Annotated in this window: 12 protein-coding genes and 1 pseudogene; 8 read left to right on the forward strand and 5 right to left on the reverse strand. The window is 37.4% G+C overall.

From position 1 onward, the window contains the following. Positions 1 to 76: 76 nt before the first annotated feature. Complete coding sequence (locus tag CPS94_RS02270) at positions 77 to 901, reverse strand: alpha/beta hydrolase (protein WP_004048104.1); 825 nt, start codon at positions 899 to 901, stop codon at positions 77 to 79. 272 nt (positions 902 to 1,173) lie between these two features. Between CPS94_RS02270 and CPS94_RS02275 the strand changes: the two genes are divergently transcribed. The 3 genes from CPS94_RS02275 to murC all read left to right on the forward strand — a co-directional run bounded on the left by CPS94_RS02275 (position 1,174) and on the right by murC (position 4,558). After that, positions 1,174 to 1,920 carry an esterase family protein gene (locus CPS94_RS02275; protein WP_004048102.1) on the forward strand — a complete coding sequence of 249 codons (747 nt, stop codon included), beginning with the start codon at positions 1,174 to 1,176 and terminating at the stop codon, positions 1,918 to 1,920. Positions 1,921 to 1,939: 19 nt separating this feature from the next. After that, positions 1,940 to 3,112 (forward strand): ATP-grasp domain-containing protein, encoded by a 1,173-nt coding sequence (locus CPS94_RS02280; RefSeq protein WP_004048100.1) that lies wholly within the window; start codon positions 1,940 to 1,942, stop codon positions 3,110 to 3,112. Positions 3,113 to 3,226: 114 nt separating this feature from the next. Next, positions 3,227 to 4,558, forward strand: a complete 1,332-nt coding sequence (gene murC / locus CPS94_RS02285; RefSeq protein ID WP_004048099.1) for a UDP-N-acetylmuramate--L-alanine ligase — start codon at positions 3,227 to 3,229, stop codon at positions 4,556 to 4,558. Between the two features lie 82 nt (positions 4,559 to 4,640). Here murC and CPS94_RS02290 read toward each other — a convergent pair whose 3' ends face one another. Continuing rightward, a complete protein-coding gene (locus CPS94_RS02290) occupies positions 4,641 to 6,371 on the reverse strand; it encodes a glycerophosphoryl diester phosphodiesterase membrane domain-containing protein (protein ID WP_004048098.1) in 1,731 nt (576 codons plus the stop codon). Positions 6,372 to 6,535: 164 nt separating this feature from the next. Here CPS94_RS02290 and CPS94_RS02295 point away from each other — a divergent pair, with 164 nt between their 5' ends. Continuing rightward, on the forward strand, positions 6,536 to 6,979 hold the full coding sequence (locus CPS94_RS02295) for a MaoC/PaaZ C-terminal domain-containing protein (protein WP_004048097.1): 444 nt from the start codon (positions 6,536 to 6,538) through the stop codon (positions 6,977 to 6,979). Between the two features lie 43 nt (positions 6,980 to 7,022). Beyond that, the gene (locus CPS94_RS02300; RefSeq protein ID WP_004048096.1) at positions 7,023 to 7,724 is read left to right on the forward strand and encodes a Bax inhibitor-1/YccA family protein; all 702 of its coding nucleotides are present in this window, start codon (positions 7,023 to 7,025) and stop codon (positions 7,722 to 7,724) included. Positions 7,725 to 7,811: 87 nt separating this feature from the next. On the opposite strand, the gene CPS94_RS02305 is transcribed toward CPS94_RS02300, so the two are convergent. Next, positions 7,812 to 8,945, reverse strand: coding sequence for an ISL3 family transposase (locus tag CPS94_RS02305; protein WP_238145371.1), 1,134 nt, complete (start codon positions 8,943 to 8,945; stop codon positions 7,812 to 7,814). Between the two features lie 393 nt (positions 8,946 to 9,338). Next, positions 9,339 to 9,557: pseudogene (locus CPS94_RS02310) on the reverse strand (cell division protein); the annotation flags it as partial. A 315-nt stretch (positions 9,558 to 9,872) separates the two neighbouring features. Here CPS94_RS02310 and hsdR point away from each other — a divergent pair. The 3 genes from hsdR to CPS94_RS02325 are packed head-to-tail and all read left to right on the forward strand — an operon-like array spanning position 9,873 to position 16,100. Further along, positions 9,873 to 13,115, forward strand: coding sequence for a type I restriction-modification system endonuclease (gene hsdR / locus CPS94_RS02315; RefSeq protein WP_112195393.1), 3,243 nt, complete (start codon positions 9,873 to 9,875; stop codon positions 13,113 to 13,115). A gap of 25 nt (positions 13,116 to 13,140) precedes the next feature. Beyond that, a complete protein-coding gene (locus CPS94_RS02320) occupies positions 13,141 to 14,580 on the forward strand; it encodes a class I SAM-dependent DNA methyltransferase (protein WP_004048088.1) in 1,440 nt (479 codons plus the stop codon). Next, entirely contained in the window at positions 14,577 to 16,100 is a 1,524-nt protein-coding gene (locus tag CPS94_RS02325) for a restriction endonuclease subunit S (protein ID WP_112286352.1), read from the forward strand. Before CPS94_RS02320 ends, CPS94_RS02325 begins: the two co-directional genes overlap by 4 nt. Here the strand turns inward: CPS94_RS02325 and CPS94_RS02330 are convergent. Further along, the gene (locus CPS94_RS02330; RefSeq protein WP_112195387.1) at positions 16,063 to 16,554 is read right to left on the reverse strand and encodes a restriction endonuclease subunit S; all 492 of its coding nucleotides are present in this window, start codon (positions 16,552 to 16,554) and stop codon (positions 16,063 to 16,065) included. The genes CPS94_RS02325 and CPS94_RS02330 overlap by 38 nt on opposite strands. Positions 16,555 to 16,577 lie beyond the last annotated feature (23 nt).

The following is a 16,577-nucleotide window of genomic DNA, read 5'->3' on the forward strand; positions in this document are numbered from 1 at the left end:
AAAAAGACAAACGCTCAATAAGTGAAGTTTGTCTTCGATCTAAGACTGAGGTATACTCAGTCTTTTTTTGATACAGTTATTCGTTAAATACAAAATTTAAAAATTCTGGGAAATGTTTAGCCCAGTAAAATTCACTATGGGATTCAGCTGCAAAAATATTTAGTGAGATATTATCCATTGGGTGCCCTGTTCGTAAAAGTGTCTGATAGTAGCGCAAAGATTCATCAATATAGGCTTGGGCCTGCTTTTCAGGAGCCAAAACTTCATCGTCACCGGCATCATTTTCACTAGCTCCGGTTTGAATATAGATCTTATTGTCAGGGAGCAAGGGATGAGAAGCGATAAATTGCGTGAATTTTACTTGATTCAACCAGGCAGCACTAGAAAAAACGCCCAAATTTCCAAAGATCTCAGGGTACAGTGAACCGGCATAGGCTGTGATATAGCCCCCCATTGAACTTCCGGCTAGTAACGTGGTCTCACGTTGAGGCAAGGTACGATATTTTTTATCGATGAATGGCTTGACAGTATCTACTAGCCAGTCAACATATGCTCGACCTAGACCGCCAAAATACCCGGTACCATCAGATGTTTGAAATTCAGTCTTCCATGGCGAATATTCATCGAGACGGTGTTCGGCGCTATTGTCGATCCCAACAATGATCATTTGTGGCAATTCGAGGTGTTGTTTGATCAAGGGAATGACCTTCCACGAATAACCTGCAAACGCTTCGCGACTGTAAAAAACATTTTGCCCATCGTGCATATATAAAACCGGATAATGACGCTCATTTTTAAAATAATCTCGGGGAAGTAGTACTCGGATCCTGCGCTCATTTGAAAAATAAGGCACAAATAGATAATGAGTCCGTAGCTCGAGATAATAACTGTTTTGAGGCATAATATAGCTGTTCCTTTCCCAATTTCTTGCATATATGACCAAGATATACTGAAAAAAACTTTTTGTCCAGCTATGGTCAAAATTTTATTTATATAAAAATAAAATGATAAAAAATAGTATTCACATTAGTTATAATTTGTGTTAATATTAACGAAAAATTAAATAAAAGTTAGTTAACGCTGGGTAAAATAAAATTTATTTTGGTTTTTTAAGCGAGATCAGCGCTTAGAGTGACTAAGGTATTGTAAATTAAAAAAGGTGGAGGAAATTATATGCATTTTGAGGAATGTCAATTACATAGTAAGGTTTTAGGACGTTCGATGAATTTTAATGTTTATGGGCATGCGGGAAAGCCGATCTTAGTTTTTCCGGCTTCTGGTGGTAGTCATAATGAATATGGTGATTTTGGGATGATCGCAGCATGTCAGCGCTGGATCGATAGTGGTCAGGTACGCTTTTTTACCCCAGATTCGTTTGATAAGGAAGCTTTTGAGGCTAATGAGAAAAGTCCCCATGATCGTGCCTTAGCGCATATGGCTTATGAGCGCTTTATCGTTGAAGAATTAGTACCACTTATCTATGACAAGACAAACTGGTCCGGAAGTTTGATAACAACTGGCTGTTCGATGGGGGCATATCATGCGATGAATTTTGGGCTCAAATTCCCTGAGATCTTTGATACTGTTATTTCGTTAAGTGGACTATATGATCTGCGATTTGTCGTAGGTGATTATGGCGCTGATGAGCTAGTTTACTACAATTCACCAACTGATTATCTATGGAATTTAGCTGATTCATGGTTTTTTGAAAAATATCGGCAAAATACTTATATCATCTGTACCGGTCTAGGACCTTGGGAAGAAGTTGATGAGACTCGTAAGCTTGAAGCAGTTTTTAAGGCTAAGCAGATCCCCGGCTGGTTTGATTACTGGGGAGAAGATGTTTCGCATGACTGGATCTGGTGGAAAAAACAGATGCCATATTATTTAAGTAAATTATCTGAAACGGGACAAATTTGAGTAGAAGGGACAAGTTGTAATGAATTTTATTGTTATTTCGCCCCATTTTCCTGCAAATTTTGAGCAATTTTCAGTGAGTCTCAGCAATAATGGGATCACGACTTTGGGGATCGGGGATAAAGCTTACGATGAATTGACACCTAGTTTGCGCACCGCGTTGCATGAGTACTACAGAGTCGATGATATGGAAGATTATGACCAAATGTATCGAGCAGTAGCGTACTTTGCATTTAAATACGGTAAGATCGATCGCTTGGAATCACATAATGAATATTGGCTGTTTCAGGATGCTAGATTGCGGACAGATTTTAATATCCCCGGCTATAAGAGTGATGAGATGGATAAGATCAAGTATAAGTCAAAGATGAAACAGGTCTTTTTGAGCCACGATATTCCAGTTGCACTAGGAAAAGTTTTTCAGACCGCAGAGGAAGGCTGGAATTTACTAGAACAGTTCGGTTATCCAGTGATCGTTAAACCCGATTCTGGAGTCGGAGCTAGTGACACGTATAAGATCAGTACGCCCGAAGACTTCACTGATTTTTTGACCAAACGTAATCCCGATGTGACTTATTTTATGGAAGAATTCATCAAAGGAGATATCATAACTTTTGATGGGCTGACAGATCAAAACGGACGTGTGGTTTTTTATTCTTCACTCGTTTACCAGGAGCCTGCTTTAGATACAGTCCATCGCACAGGTGACATGTATTTTTATGAGACACGTGACATTGACGCGGATCTTTATGAGTTAGGGATGAAAAGTGTAGCAGCTTTTGATATTCGGGAAAGATTTTTCCACTTCGAGTTCTTTAGAACAGCAGATGATAAGCTCTATGCTTTAGAGATCAACTGTCGTCCACCAGGTGGGCCTTCAATCGATCTGATGAATCATGCCCATCAGTTGAGCTTATTTGAAGAGTATGCTCATATAGTTAAAGAAAATAAATTTTATGGAGATAGTACTTGTCCGTATTACAGTGTTTATATTTCGCGAAGTAACAAGCAAGACTATCGCTATGACCTAGATAATATCAAACAAAAATATGGAGATGAGCTAAAAGAGATCCAACATGTTCCAGGAGTGTTTGCTGAGATCATGGGAGATGTTGGTTATATTTTCAATACTGAGACTAAAGAACAGATGCACGAGATAATTGAATTTGTCGGTGCACTTAAGATGCAAGCATAGGAAATGAGCCGATCAAAAGTTTGACCGGCTTTTTGTATGGCTATGACTTTAAAAAGGTTTGTGATCTATGGTAAACTTAGCTTAATTGTTAATTAAGAAAAGAGGATATTTACCATGAATATGGACACCACATATTTTTTTGTAGGCATCAAGGGGACGGGGATGAGTGCATTAGCCCTTATTTTAAACGACAAGGGCTGTAAAGTTGCCGGTTCAGACATTGAAAAATACACGTTTACACAACGTGGTTTAGAACAGGCTGGAATTGAGATTTTCCCATTTGACGAAAAAAATATCCATGACAAGATGACGATCATCGCTGGTAATGCTTTTGGTGATGATCAAGAAGAAATCAAAAAAGCACATGACTTAGGCTTAAAAGTTATGCGTTATCCGGAAGTTGTTGAAATGTTGATCGAAGAGACGACAAGCATTGGGGTCGCTGGTGCCCATGGTAAGACGAGTACTTCAGGTTTGTTGGCCCATGTTTTAAGTAGGGTCTCACCAACAAGTTATTTGGTCGGAGATGGCTCAGGTAAAGGGATTCCTGATGCACGGTTCTTTGTATTTGAAGCTGATGAATATCGTCGCCATTTTGTAGCATACCATCCAGACTACACGATCATGACCAATATCGACTTTGATCACCCTGATTATTTCACGGGGATCGAAGATGTTTGTGATGCTTTTGAAACGTTGGCTAAACAAACTAAAAAAGGCCTCTTTGTCTGGGGTGAAGATAAATATCTTCGCAAACTAAAAGCCGATGTACCAGTATATTATTATGGGACTGAAGCTGATGATGATGTGCGTGCTGAAAATATCAAACGTACGACTAAGGGCTCAACTTTTGATGTGTATTTACACGATGAATATTTAGGCAACTACGAGATCCCAATGTTTGGTAAGCATAACATCTTGAACAGTTTAGCTGTTATCGCTGTTTCGCACATGGAAAAAGTCGATCAAGAAGAGATCAAAAAAGAATTATTGACTTTCAAGGGGGTCAAGCGGCGTTTTACTGAAAAGCGTGTTGCTGACATGGTGATCATTGATGACTATGCCCACCATCCATCTGAGATCACTGCGACTTTAGATGCTGCGCGCCAACAATACCCAGACAAGAAGATCATTGCAGTGTTCCAACCGCATACTTTTAGCCGAACAGTCGCATTGATGGACGAATTTGCTAAGAGCTTAGATCTAGCCGATAAAGTCTATTTGACTGATATTTTCAGTTCGATCCGTGAACATGACGGTAAAGTTTCGGCCAAGGATCTAGGTGAAAAGATCACCAAGGGGGGCGAAGTTTTAGCTCTAGACAATATGTCACCATTACTTGATTACCATGATGATGTCGTTGTCTTTATGGGTGCCGGTGATATTCAAAAATACGAATATGCTTATGAAAAATTATTGAGCGATCTTAGCTTGAATAATAACTAATAAAAGACGATGCGTTAAGCGCTCTATGAATAACAAAACCTCACTATGATGCAGATTTTTAACAGCATAGTGAGGTTTTTTGTTATTCAGGTAAGAGAATGACAGCATCTAACAAGCGGTTAGCATAACTGGTATTAGCATTGAAGTTATGGTAGACCCATCTTGCTTCAGTGACATTATCGGTGATTATCCCATCTACATCCAAGAAAGCAGCCTTTTTAAGATCTTCCTCGCTATTGACAGTCCAAGAATAAACTTTTTTAAAACTGAGCTTGGCTTGGGTGACAAAAGAGTCATTTAACGTTGTCTTTTCCATCGTATAACCATTAGCTGGTGTCTGCGGGAAGATGAAATTATACGGTAGGATATAGTAAGCATTTAGTGTAGGAGCATATTTTTTAGCATTAGTAATAACTTTATAGTCAAGTGATTGTAACTCATGATTATTTTGTTTGAGCGTAGTTTTGTATGTGTCAAAGAAATTTTTTAACATATTTTTTGAATCACGTTTAGTTGTCTTGATCTCGACTAATAGTTTTTGCTTGTATTGCTTGGCAACGCTCAGATACTCGTCGAAACTAGGGATCTTAGCTTGGTGACCATTTTCGTGTACGGTCAAAGCAGTCAATTGAGCCAGTGTCAGCTCTTGGGGGCTAGTATCAAGATCGGCGAGTTGCTTTAGATTTTCATCATGCATGACGACAAATTTATGATCTTTGGTTTCTTGAATATCGATCTCGATGTAATTTGGTTTAGCTTGGGCAGTCTTACGAAGAGCAGGGATCGTATTTTGGACGCCATTTTTTGCATCGACTCCACGGTGTGAGATGATCAATGGTGTTTGACCTAAATGAACTAAGTAGGCCCCGTTACCTAAAAGAGTTCCAAGTGTAAATAAAGCGAACAATGGCTTAGCTATCTTGCTGAGCCAGCTTTTTTTAGTGCTTTTGTAAGTCGCTAAAGGAACATTGGTTGGTAAAATGAGCTGCAAAAGAGCAACGCTAGCCCAGACCGAGATCAGAAATGAGCCGATCTGCAGTAAGGTGACATTGATACTTCCACCAATAAGTGCACTCAACGGAGAAGTCTGATCGAGTCCAAGCTGGATCGAGTATAAAATACCAGTCAGCCCTAAGTTGGTGATAAGCGCAATAAGTGAGATCTTTAGGAGTTTTAGCGTATAAGACCAAAACTTGTTTTTAGTCAGTTGCCAACTTTGCGCGAGTGCTGTTTTGATCTTGACTTTTTCAAAAAGCATCAGGGGTAAAACAAAGAGCAAGCGGATGCTCAAAATAAAGATCGCTAAATAAAAAATACTGATCAAAGTTGCATAAAGCGGCTTTTGTAAGAGAAAATCCAAGATAAATTCAGGAATGACTACTTTACTCAAAAGTGGCGAACTAAAGAAGATCCCACTAAAAGGCACGATCAATAAGAAATAGCCGGCAAAAAAGAAGATCCCGAGTGGATCAAGCTGGCGTAATTGCCGAGCCGTGTTTTTTAAGATCGCACGAAAGCTGAATTCATCTTGCCTGATCAAAACAACACCATTTAGGATGAGTGCAAATTGTCCAAAAACACAGATGATCAAAATGATCAATTCCAAAAGTAAGCCCAAGGTGATATAGGGATGGCTCGTAACGAGTGAAAGTGCATTGGTATAAGATAAATAGGGGATCGCACCTAAATTCAATAGTAACGAAGTCCACGCATTAAAGAGGGGGATAACCGCGACCTCAAGTGAAAGTTCGACCACTAAAAAGAGGATCAGATAATTTTTCCAATGTAAGCTAAAATCGCGTTTTAAACGCATCATATCACTCCGATTTTTTAAATTTTATTACATTGTACCCAATATAATGCGCAAGAACAATAATTATCCCTAAATCTAGGTAATTTGATCTAGACCTAACGTTTGAGCAAAAAGAAGGGGTATGCTATTATTAAGGCAGACCACTTAGAGGAAGGTGAAGCTATATGCCTGATGATGTGCATCGGCAGGGCAAAACGATCGCTGAGATCAAAGAAGGCGATTCATTGACTGTAACGGAAAGTATCTCAGAACGAGATCTATTGATCTATTTGGGACTGACTAACGATAATAACCCACTGTATATTCAAAATGAATATGCACAAAAATTAGGGCACGCTGGTCCAGTTGTACCGCCAGTATTGTTGAGTGGGATCATTACGAGCTCAGTTTCAAAATTATTACCTGGACCTGGGAGTGAAGTGGTGAATTTTTCAGCTAACTTCATTCGGCCAGTCTATCATGATGAGATCGTCACATTCAGTTTTGAAGTGATCAAAGTTGATACGATGAAAGAAGTTGTGATGATCTCAGTTGAGGGTAGTAACCGTCAAAATGAACGTGTTTTAGATTCAGTTGTCATGGCTCGGCCTCCGCGTCAGCAAGATTAGCTACATTTATGATCAATTAAATACTTGAAAGAAGGAGAATTTTATGAATAATAATCCCGAAGTTTACAACAATAGTAATGCCGGCTTGAACAGTTTCTTTACTAAGATGTATGGGTATATGAGTGCTGCAGTAGCAGTTTCGGCGCTAACGGCTTTCTTTGGTTCGTTTAGCCCAACTGTGATCCGGTTTATGAGTAATCCGATCGCCTTATTTGCAGTCTTTGGGGTCCAATTAGTTTTGGCTTACTCCATGTCGTCGCTTAAGTCACAACGTTCACCTTTAGTGAGTGCTTTAGGTTTGTTCGTCTTTGCAGGGTTGGAAGGTCTACTCTTTAGTGGGATCTTTATCGTCTACACTGCTCAAAACATTACCAGTGCTTTTGTTTCCGCCTTTGTGATGTTTGCTGTTTTGTCCTTTATGGGCTCAACAACTAAAAAAGATCTCTCAGGGATCGGTCGCCAAGCTCGTGCCGCTTTGATCGCGTTTATCATCGTCTCGTTGATCAACTTGTTCTTGCAAAGCCCAATGATCACTTATGTCTTTTCCTTTATCGGTTTAGTGATCTTTGCTGGTCTGACAGCTTGGGATACCCAACGCTTACGTCAAATGTATCTTCAAATGGGTTCACAAGTAAATGTTAATAATTTGGCCTTGATGGGTGCTTTACAGCTCTATTTAGATTTTATCAACATTTTTATCTTCTTGTTGAATATCTTTACTGGTGCTGGTGGCAACCGCGACTAGAGCACAGATCATACTTTAAAAACACTGGCTCTTTGTCAACCACTGTGTAAAGATTAAATATTTTTAGAGAAGCTCTGTGAGAATAGCTTAGGCTATTTTCACAGAACTTCTTGTATCTTTACCAAGATATGTTTGGAGATAGATACGAGCTTTGAGATGTTCAAAATTACGATAACCATAGGCTGTTCTTTGGATCTGTTTTATTTTACGATTTATCCCCTCTAAAGGCCCATTAGTATAGTGACAATATTGGGGTTCTAAAGCTGTAATGACGGGAATCAAATTATCATAAAGTGTTAGAAGTGCTTTGTCAGCCTTAGATGCTTCAGAACGGGAGCCAGAGTATTTTTGATTTACTTCAGTAAGGCACTGCTTGAATATTTTTATTTTAGAAGGTGTTGGGTCATCAATAACCTCTAAGAGCCGTTGATAGTCCCAATATGCTTTGCGGAAGTCTTGATCAGCTAATTGAAGTCCTTGATTGACTAACTGTTCCGCAGTCACCCATTCACGTTGAGATCTTTCATAAAACTGATAGGTACAGTTTAGATCATCATATCGTTTTAAAAAGAGCTTCCAATTACGTTTAAACAGCTTATAATTTTTAGAATTATTATCAAACCGATTCATCAGATCAGTACGCATTGAATTTACGGCGCGATTGAGCATTTGAACGATGTGAAATCTATCGATGATGATCTTAGCATTAGGGAAAAGCTTTTTGATAAGATCAACGTAGTACGAATTCAGATCACAGCTAACAGTACGAACTAAGCTTCTTACAGGAGCGGGGAAACGCATGAAATAGTTGAAAATAGTCTGTTTCAATCGGTTAGGTAAGATAGTCTGAATGGCGTGGTTATCAGCATCTAGACAAATAAAGTGGTATGTGTTGTGAGTGCCTCTGAATTCATCAAAGCACAGATGGAGCGGTAAGAAGTTAAAGTTATTCCGAAACTCGCAACGAGTAGAGTCTAGCGTGCGATTGACAGTAGAGGCAGAAACACCTTCTTCAAATGCGATAGTTTTAGCACTGATATCCATTCTTAATCTGACAGCTATTTTGGCTTTAAGGAGTTTAGAGATCTGACAACCATGATCAGTGAGCTCAGAGCTTGCGGAGCAAGTAGAGTTACAGTTACGACAACGGATCCTGGCAGAACGAGCAGCAATAGCTGTTTGATATGTTGAATTGACAGAAGGAACTTTTATAAGATGCATAGGAGTGAACCCATTACGATAGAAAGAGGTAAAACCACAATTATGACATCTAAAATCAGCTAATTCCTGAGGCAAGAAGTAAATAGTAGCAGGGAAAAGGAGATATTTAGTTCCTCTAAGAGTATCTTTATAAGGTTCGTCATCAAAGATAAGATGCGGGTCATGACAATTAAGGCAAGATTTAACTGTTGAATCAATAATATTTGTAGTATAATTTAAAGAGGTCATAATGGACACCATACTTTCTAATTGAGTTTTCGTGGTAGGATACACAAGAGAAAGATGCCATTATGGCTCTTTTTGTGTATACCAGGATACTCTTTATTTTATGATAAATCAAAAACTGCGTAATGAAATAGTATCATTACACAGTAAAAAGTATAGAGCCCTTGAAAAATCATCTTTTGCAAGGTTTACATCACGTATTTTATCTGCAAAATCGTAAATATCTTGGAATAGATAGTGGTGAATAGCCGATAAGCCCTTAAAGGTTCCAATTTCAAACTCAAATAATTTTTTGGTTTCGATCAATTCTTTAGCTCTCTTTTTAGATAAGCTCTCTTCTTGTTTCGCTAACTCCGCTTGATCAGTAATACCTAATTTATTTTGCAAATAATCACCTTTTCTATGTCACCCTAAATGGATGATAAAAACAGTATACGATTCTTATCATAAATCGTCGATACGATGAACATATTGTCTGATATATGCACGTGCTTTGCAAGTTTTTACGCTGTCATATAGTTAGCATACGTAGTTATAGTTTCCCATATTTTCTTGAAAAAACGTGATATAATACTTGTATGGTAAAAGTTCTTTATAATTTTATTATGAGAACTAAAATTTGAGCGAAAATATAAATAAATACTAAGTGCAAAGCTCTCGAGAGCTGATTGTGAGATAAGAAATTAAAGGGTTGAGTTTAAAATGAGTAATTTCGATATGTTTCAAAAACAATGGCCAATATTTGCGAAATTAGGTGGGCGTGCAGAGGTAAATGTCTATAGTGATCCAAATATTTCCATGATTAAAATTCGCCAATTTGCAGAGCAAATGACGGAAGCGATTTTTTCTTTGGAAAGATTAACACCGTGGAATCTAGAAACACAAGTAGATAAACTTCGTGAATTAGAGCGTGTAGGTGTATTAGACTCGGATATTTCGGCTATTTTTCATAAAATTCGTATAGTTGGCAATAAAGCTGTACATGATGGTTATGATGATGAGAGAGAGGCAATGAACATGCTTCGTTTGTCTCATTATTTATCAAATTGGTTTATGGAAGTCTATGGAGATTTGAACTTTAAAACGACTGAATTTATTGAACCTAAGGATATCGACAAATTTAACGCTGAAGAGATCGCCAAACTCAAAGCACAAATCGAATTAGCTGAATCTGAGAAGCAAGAATTCCAAGCTCAATTAGAAAAAATAGCACGGTCTCAGAAGGATGAAAGCGAGGCATCATTTAATAAATTAAAATCTGATCGTAGACAACGTTCAAGGAAGTTTTTGCGTAATAATGATTTAACTGAAAAGCAAACGAGAATAATGTTCATTGATGAACAACTACGGGATGCAGGTTGGGAAGCTGATACAAAAGAACTTGATTGGTGTAATGGTGCTCGCCCAGAGAAAGGTAAAAATAAGGCAATTGCAGAGTTTCCAACTAAAAACGGACATCGGGCTGATTACGCATTATTTATCGGACTTAAACTTGTCGGTATTATTGAAGCCAAAAAATATAATCAGTCTGTTGCTGGTGATATAGTTCAATCAAAAGAATATGCTAAAGAAGTGGCTTCAGCTTTGGAGTATACTTTTGATGAAGTAAATGATGGATATAAAGTCCCATTTATTTATGCTACAAATGGGCGTCCATATTTGAAACAACTGGCTGAACAGTCGGGGGTCTGGTTCTGGGATGCTCGGACACCGCAAAAGGCATCATATGCTTTGGAAAGTTGGCATAGTCCACAAGATCTGCTGCAAAAGCTAGTTGTTGATGAAAAAAAAGCCGAAAAAGAATTAAAAGAAGAACCTTATCCTGAATTTGTCGAACGAAAGTATCAAATTGCGGCGATTGAAGCCGTTGAAAAGGGCCTTGCAGAGAAAAAAAGACGCATGTTGCTTGCGTTAGCAACTGGGACAGGAAAAACTCGCATAGCTTTGGCCTTGATGTATCGTTTGATCAAAACGAAGCGTGCTCGACGAATATTGTTTTTAGTCGATAGAAAAAGTTTAGGGATCCAAGCAGCAGATGCGTTGAAGGATAACAAAGTTGATAATATATCGCTGGCGGATATCTATGATGTTAAAGAAATTGGCGATATTTTGCCAGAACAAGATACTAAGATCCATATCGCAACCGTTCAGGGAATGGTGCGTCGCTTATTCTTTAAAGAAGATACTAATGAAAGACCGTCTGTAGGTACGTATGATTTTATTATCGTTGATGAGGCGCATCGTGGATACACAGAAGATAAGGATATGAGTGAGGAGGAGCAGTTTTATCAAGAGCAAAAAGATTATGTTAGTCAATATCGCAGAGTCATAGATTATTTTGACGCTACAGTTCTTGGATTAACTGCAACACCTGCTTCACATACGACAGAGATATTCGGTGCACCAATATATACTTATTCATATACTGATGCTGTCGTTGATGGATACTTAGTTGATCATGAGCCACCTTATGAATTTGAAACGGAATTAGCAAAGAATGGAATCAAATTTGCTGCCAATACAGAGGTTGATGCGTGGGATGATAAATATAAAAAGATCGATAAAATTCATCTTGATGATGAGCTTGAGTTTGAAGTAGATCAATTCAATAAAAAAGTTATCACGGAAAACTTTAACCGTGCTATTCTCGATGGATTGACGTCATATATTGATCCTAATGAACCAGGTAAAACACTAATCTTTGCAGTAAATGATCAACATGCAGACTTGATAGTTCGACTATTAAAAGAAGCATATGCTACAAATGATATTCCTGTTGATGATGATGCTATTGAAAAAATAACAGGTTATATCAGGCATCCAGAGCAAGAGATCAAACGGTTTAAAAATGAAAAATATCCAAATATTGTTGTTACAGTTGATTTATTGACAACGGGAATTGATGTTCCTGAAATCGAAAATTTGGTCTTTATGCGACGAGTTCGATCACGTATCCTATATGATCAAATGTTAGGTCGTGCAACTCGTTTATGTCCAAAAATCGGCAAAGATTCATTTAGAATTTTTGATGCTGTCCACTTGTATGATTATCTACAAAATATTACAGATATGCAGCCTGTTGTCAAAAATCCAAAACAGACGATACAAGAGATCCTTGAAAAGGCACTAGAAGCGGAAGATAATGCTGAATTTGCCTTCTTTAAAGAAGAACTGGTTGCCAAGTTACATCGTAAAAAACAGAGACTTAAAGCAGAAGACGAGGCAGAGATAACTAGTCTAAGTAGGGGAAGTATCAAAGACTTAACTTTATGGATCCAAAGCTTAAAAAGTATGAATAAAGCTGAATTAGAAGCTCAGACTGAAAATATTCAACGTGTTGCTTCTTGGTATACGTCTAAAGATCCAGTAGTTATCTCAATACATGAAGATAGGCTCCTTGAAGTAGCTAGAGGATATGGTGCAGGTAATACTAAACCGGGTGACTATTTAAATGAATTTAATAAGTTCATTAGGGAAAATATGAACTTGATCCCTGCTTTGCAAGTAGTTGTGACACGTCCAAAAGATCTGACTTATCAAGATTTACGTGAGATCAGGTTGCGCTTGAAAGAAAATAAATTTGAAGAAAAGGCTTTACAGGATGCTTGGCGTCAAGAAAAGAAAGAATACATTGCAGCTGATATCATCAGCTTTATTCGGCAGGCAGCACTCGGTACGGAGTTAGTTGATCATGAGACCCGTATTAAAAGGGCTATGCAAAAAGTTTATGGTGTGGAAGATTGGAATCCTAGACAGATGCGGTGGTTAGAAAAAATCGAGAAACAATTACTTAAGGAACCTGTACTAGCCCCAACGGCAGAACAGTACTTTAATACTACGGAAGTTTGGAAACAACAAGGTGGTTATAAATTTGCATTAAAACAGATTGGAGAGAATGTAGACAACATCATTCAATTATTAAATGAGCAACTATATATTGCTTAAGCAGAGTAACGAGGAGAATTGTAACGTGACAAATAATGAAATTGTACAGAAATTGTGGAAAATGGCTGATGTGCTTCGGGATGATGGGATCAGTTACCAAAACTATGTGACAGAATTAACGTATATTTTATTTTTGAAAATGATGAAAGAGCAAGAAACTGAGTCCGTCATTCCAAAAGATTATCGTTGGGATAATTTAGTTTCAAAAGAAGGATTAGAGCTGAAGAAATTCTATAAAAAACTTTTGCAAGATCTAGGAGATCCTGATGTTGCTAAAGATAAGCGTCTCAATATGATCTATGCTGATGCTTCAACGAGTATTGATGAACCTAAAAATCTAGAGAAGATCATCAAGGATATCGATACTTTAGATTGGTATTCTGCTAAACATGAAGGGTTAGGTGATCTGTATGAAGGATTGCTTGAAAAAAATGCGAATGAAACCAAATCAGGTGCTGGTCAATACTTTACCCCACGAGTGTTGATCGATGTGATGGTCCAACTAATGGATCCTAAGAAAGGTGAACGCCTTAACGATCCCGCTGCAGGTACTTTTGGATTTATGATAGCAGCTGATCATTATTTAAAGGAAAAGTACGATGACTTTTTTGATCTTTCACCTGAGGAAGTTGAATTTCAGAAAAAAGAAGCTTTGAGCGGGATGGAACTTGTTCCTAATACACATAAACTAGCATTGATGAATGCTTTGCTGCATGATATTGAAGGTCGACTAGATCAAGGAGATTCATTGTCAGCAAATGGTAAATGGATGAAAGATTTTGATCTTGTCTTAACTAATCCACCATTTGGAACTAAAAAAGGGGGCGAGCGTGCTACTCGTGATGACTTGACTTATGAAACAAGTAATAAGCAGTTGAACTTTTTACAAACTATCTATAATTCTTTAAAAACTGATGGTAAAGCACGTGCTGCGGTCGTTGTTCCGGATAATGTCTTGTTTGATAGTGGTGTAGGTGAGTCTATCAGAAAAGATTTAATGGATAAGTGTAACTTGCATACGATCTTGCGACTTCCAACTGGTATTTTTTATGCTCAAGGGGTCCAAACTAATGTGTTATTCTTTACTCGTGGCACGACAGAAAAGGATAATACGAAGGATATTTGGTTCTTTGATATGCGTAATAATATGCGTAAATTTGGAAAACGTAATCCATTAAATGTTAAAGATTTTGCGGAATTTATCGAATGTTATAAACGTGATGATATGGAAAATCGAAAGGAAACATGGAGTGAAGATACTCCAAATGGTCGTTGGCGTAAGTATACGATCGAGCAGATCAAAGCGCGAGATAACACAAGTCTTGACGTTAATTGGATGGAAGCAGAAAGTGATACACCTGATTACACGATTTCAGAGATCCTTGAATTGATGCAGAAAAAATCTAACAATATTTCAAATGCTGTAGCACAACTTCAAGAATTATTGGGGGATGTAAAAGAATGATCGATACAAAAGTGCTTAGAGAAAAGATCTTAGATTTGGCGATGCGGGGGAAATTAGTTCCACAAGATCCAAATGATGAGCCAGCAAGCGAACTTCTAAAGCGGATCAAAGCAGAAAAAGAAGAACTCATTAAACAAAAGAAAATCAAGCGTGATAAGAACGAAACCGAGATTTTTAAAGGTGATGATGGTTTACATTATGAGAAGTTTGCTGATGGGACTGTGAAGAAATTAGATGTTCCATATGAACTACCTGATGGATGGGAATGGGCAAAATTAGGCTCTTATATGGATGTAAGAGATGGGACACATGACACACCAAAATATTTCGATTCTGGAATTCCGTTTGTCACGAGTAAGAATCTAGGTGATGGAAAAATAGACTTCAAGAATGTTAACTACATCTCTGATGAAGATAGTCAAAAGTTTAATCAGCGCTCTCGAGTTGAAGCTGGTGATATTTTGATGGCTATGATAGGAACTATTGGAAAACCAGTTGTAGCTCCGAAAGTTGAATTTGAATATTCTATAAAAAACGTTGCGCTATTCAAAAGATTAACGATTGAGCAAAATTCTAAATTCATCCGTGACTATTTACAATACTCTGAGAAAAGATTAAGAAAATGTGCTTCTGGAGGAAATCAAAAATTTTTATCCTTAAAGAAGCTGAAGGAGATTTTGATTCCAATACCTCCTAGTTCTGAACAGAAACAGATTGTATCTGTCCTATCAGACTATCTTTCATTAGTTGAATGTATTGATTCTGATCAGAATGCTTTGCAACAACTTGCTTCCCAACTAAAACAAAAAGTGCTTGATATTGCTATGCAAGGAAAGCTAGTGCCACAAGATCCAAACGACGAACCAGCGTCTGTGCTACTTGAAAAAATTAGGGCTGAAAAACAGAGATTGTATGAAGAAGGTAAGATCAAAAAGAAAGATCTAGTTGAAACAGAGATTGTAAAAGATGGTGATAACGCCTATTATCAGAACTTGCCTGATAGTTGGGAAATAGTACCACTAAAAAACATCGTTAACTATAGGATCGGAAAAACACCAAATACGAAAAACAAAAACTACTGGACTAATCACGAAGGCTTTCCTTGGATTTCAATTGCTGATATGGGAAAAGATAAGTATATCGGAAGAACAACCCGAAAAATAACAAATAAAGCAGTAGAGGAAGTATTTAAGGGAATTGTTTCTCCAAAAGGTACTCTTATCATGAGTTTTAAATTGAGCATAGGAAAAACAAATTTGTTAGGCAAAAATTCTGTGCATAATGAAGCAATAATATCTATTTTTCCTTACTGGGATAACAATAATGTGCTTAGAAATTATTTATATCTTGTCCTTCCGATAATAAGTAATTCAGGTGAAACTATATCTGCAATTAAAGGTAAAACTCTAAATTCTAAGAAAATTGATGTACTTCCCATACCTCTTCCAACAATTCGAGAACAACAAGAAATTAATACCAAAGTCATGTTATTTCTTCGAATTCTTGAAATAATTTCTTAATTAGATTTGTAATTCTTAATTGTTCTGTTTTTGGGGGCAATGCAATTAATAATTTTAGGAGTACTTCACGAGATATTCCGGGAATCATACTCTGTGATTGTAACTTCATATTATCAATTTTTGTCTCTAAATAAATCTTTAGGAATTCATTATTAACTAAATAAGGTCTAATAGCCATAATTTGTCGAGCAATATGAGCTTTATAATATGGATTAACTGCAAGCTCGCCCACTGTACCTTTAACTGTTATTAAAATATCTTTTTTTTCAGATATAACTGTTGGAAATTCAGTAAATCTTGATGTTGTAATGATTCCATCACAAAAATTACTAGCTCCTGTAATATATGGTATCCCTTTTTGTACAGAATCAGAATACTTAGCTACTGATAAATCACGTCCAGACAGCAAGTAGACAATATTACCAAAGAGTGTTTTACCCCATCCTTTCGGCAAGTTCTGATAATAGGCGTCAGAAG

Source organism: Ligilactobacillus murinus (genome assembly GCF_003288115.1).
GTDB classification, from domain to species: Bacteria; Bacillota; Bacilli; order Lactobacillales; family Lactobacillaceae; genus Ligilactobacillus; species Ligilactobacillus murinus.

Excerpts from the sequence above, each read along its gene's own strand:
- CPS94_RS02270 (WP_004048104.1), bottom strand. The coding sequence starts at position 901 with ATGCCTCAAAACAGTTATTATCTCGAGCTACGGACTCATTATCTATTT.
- CPS94_RS02275 (WP_004048102.1), top strand. The coding sequence starts at position 1,174 with ATGCATTTTGAGGAATGTCAATTACATAGTAAGGTTTTAGGACGTTCG.
- CPS94_RS02280 (WP_004048100.1), top strand. The coding sequence starts at position 1,940 with ATGAATTTTATTGTTATTTCGCCCCATTTTCCTGCAAATTTTGAGCAA.
- murC (WP_004048099.1), top strand. The coding sequence starts at position 3,227 with ATGAATATGGACACCACATATTTTTTTGTAGGCATCAAGGGGACGGGG.
- CPS94_RS02290 (WP_004048098.1), bottom strand. The coding sequence starts at position 6,371 with ATGCGTTTAAAACGCGATTTTAGCTTACATTGGAAAAATTATCTGATC.
- CPS94_RS02295 (WP_004048097.1), top strand. The coding sequence starts at position 6,536 with ATGCCTGATGATGTGCATCGGCAGGGCAAAACGATCGCTGAGATCAAA.
- CPS94_RS02300 (WP_004048096.1), top strand. The coding sequence starts at position 7,023 with ATGAATAATAATCCCGAAGTTTACAACAATAGTAATGCCGGCTTGAAC.
- CPS94_RS02305 (WP_238145371.1), bottom strand. The coding sequence starts at position 8,945 with ATGCATCTTATAAAAGTTCCTTCTGTCAATTCAACATATCAAACAGCT.
- hsdR (WP_112195393.1), top strand. The coding sequence starts at position 9,873 with ATGAGTAATTTCGATATGTTTCAAAAACAATGGCCAATATTTGCGAAA.
- CPS94_RS02325 (WP_112286352.1), top strand. The coding sequence starts at position 14,577 with ATGATCGATACAAAAGTGCTTAGAGAAAAGATCTTAGATTTGGCGATG.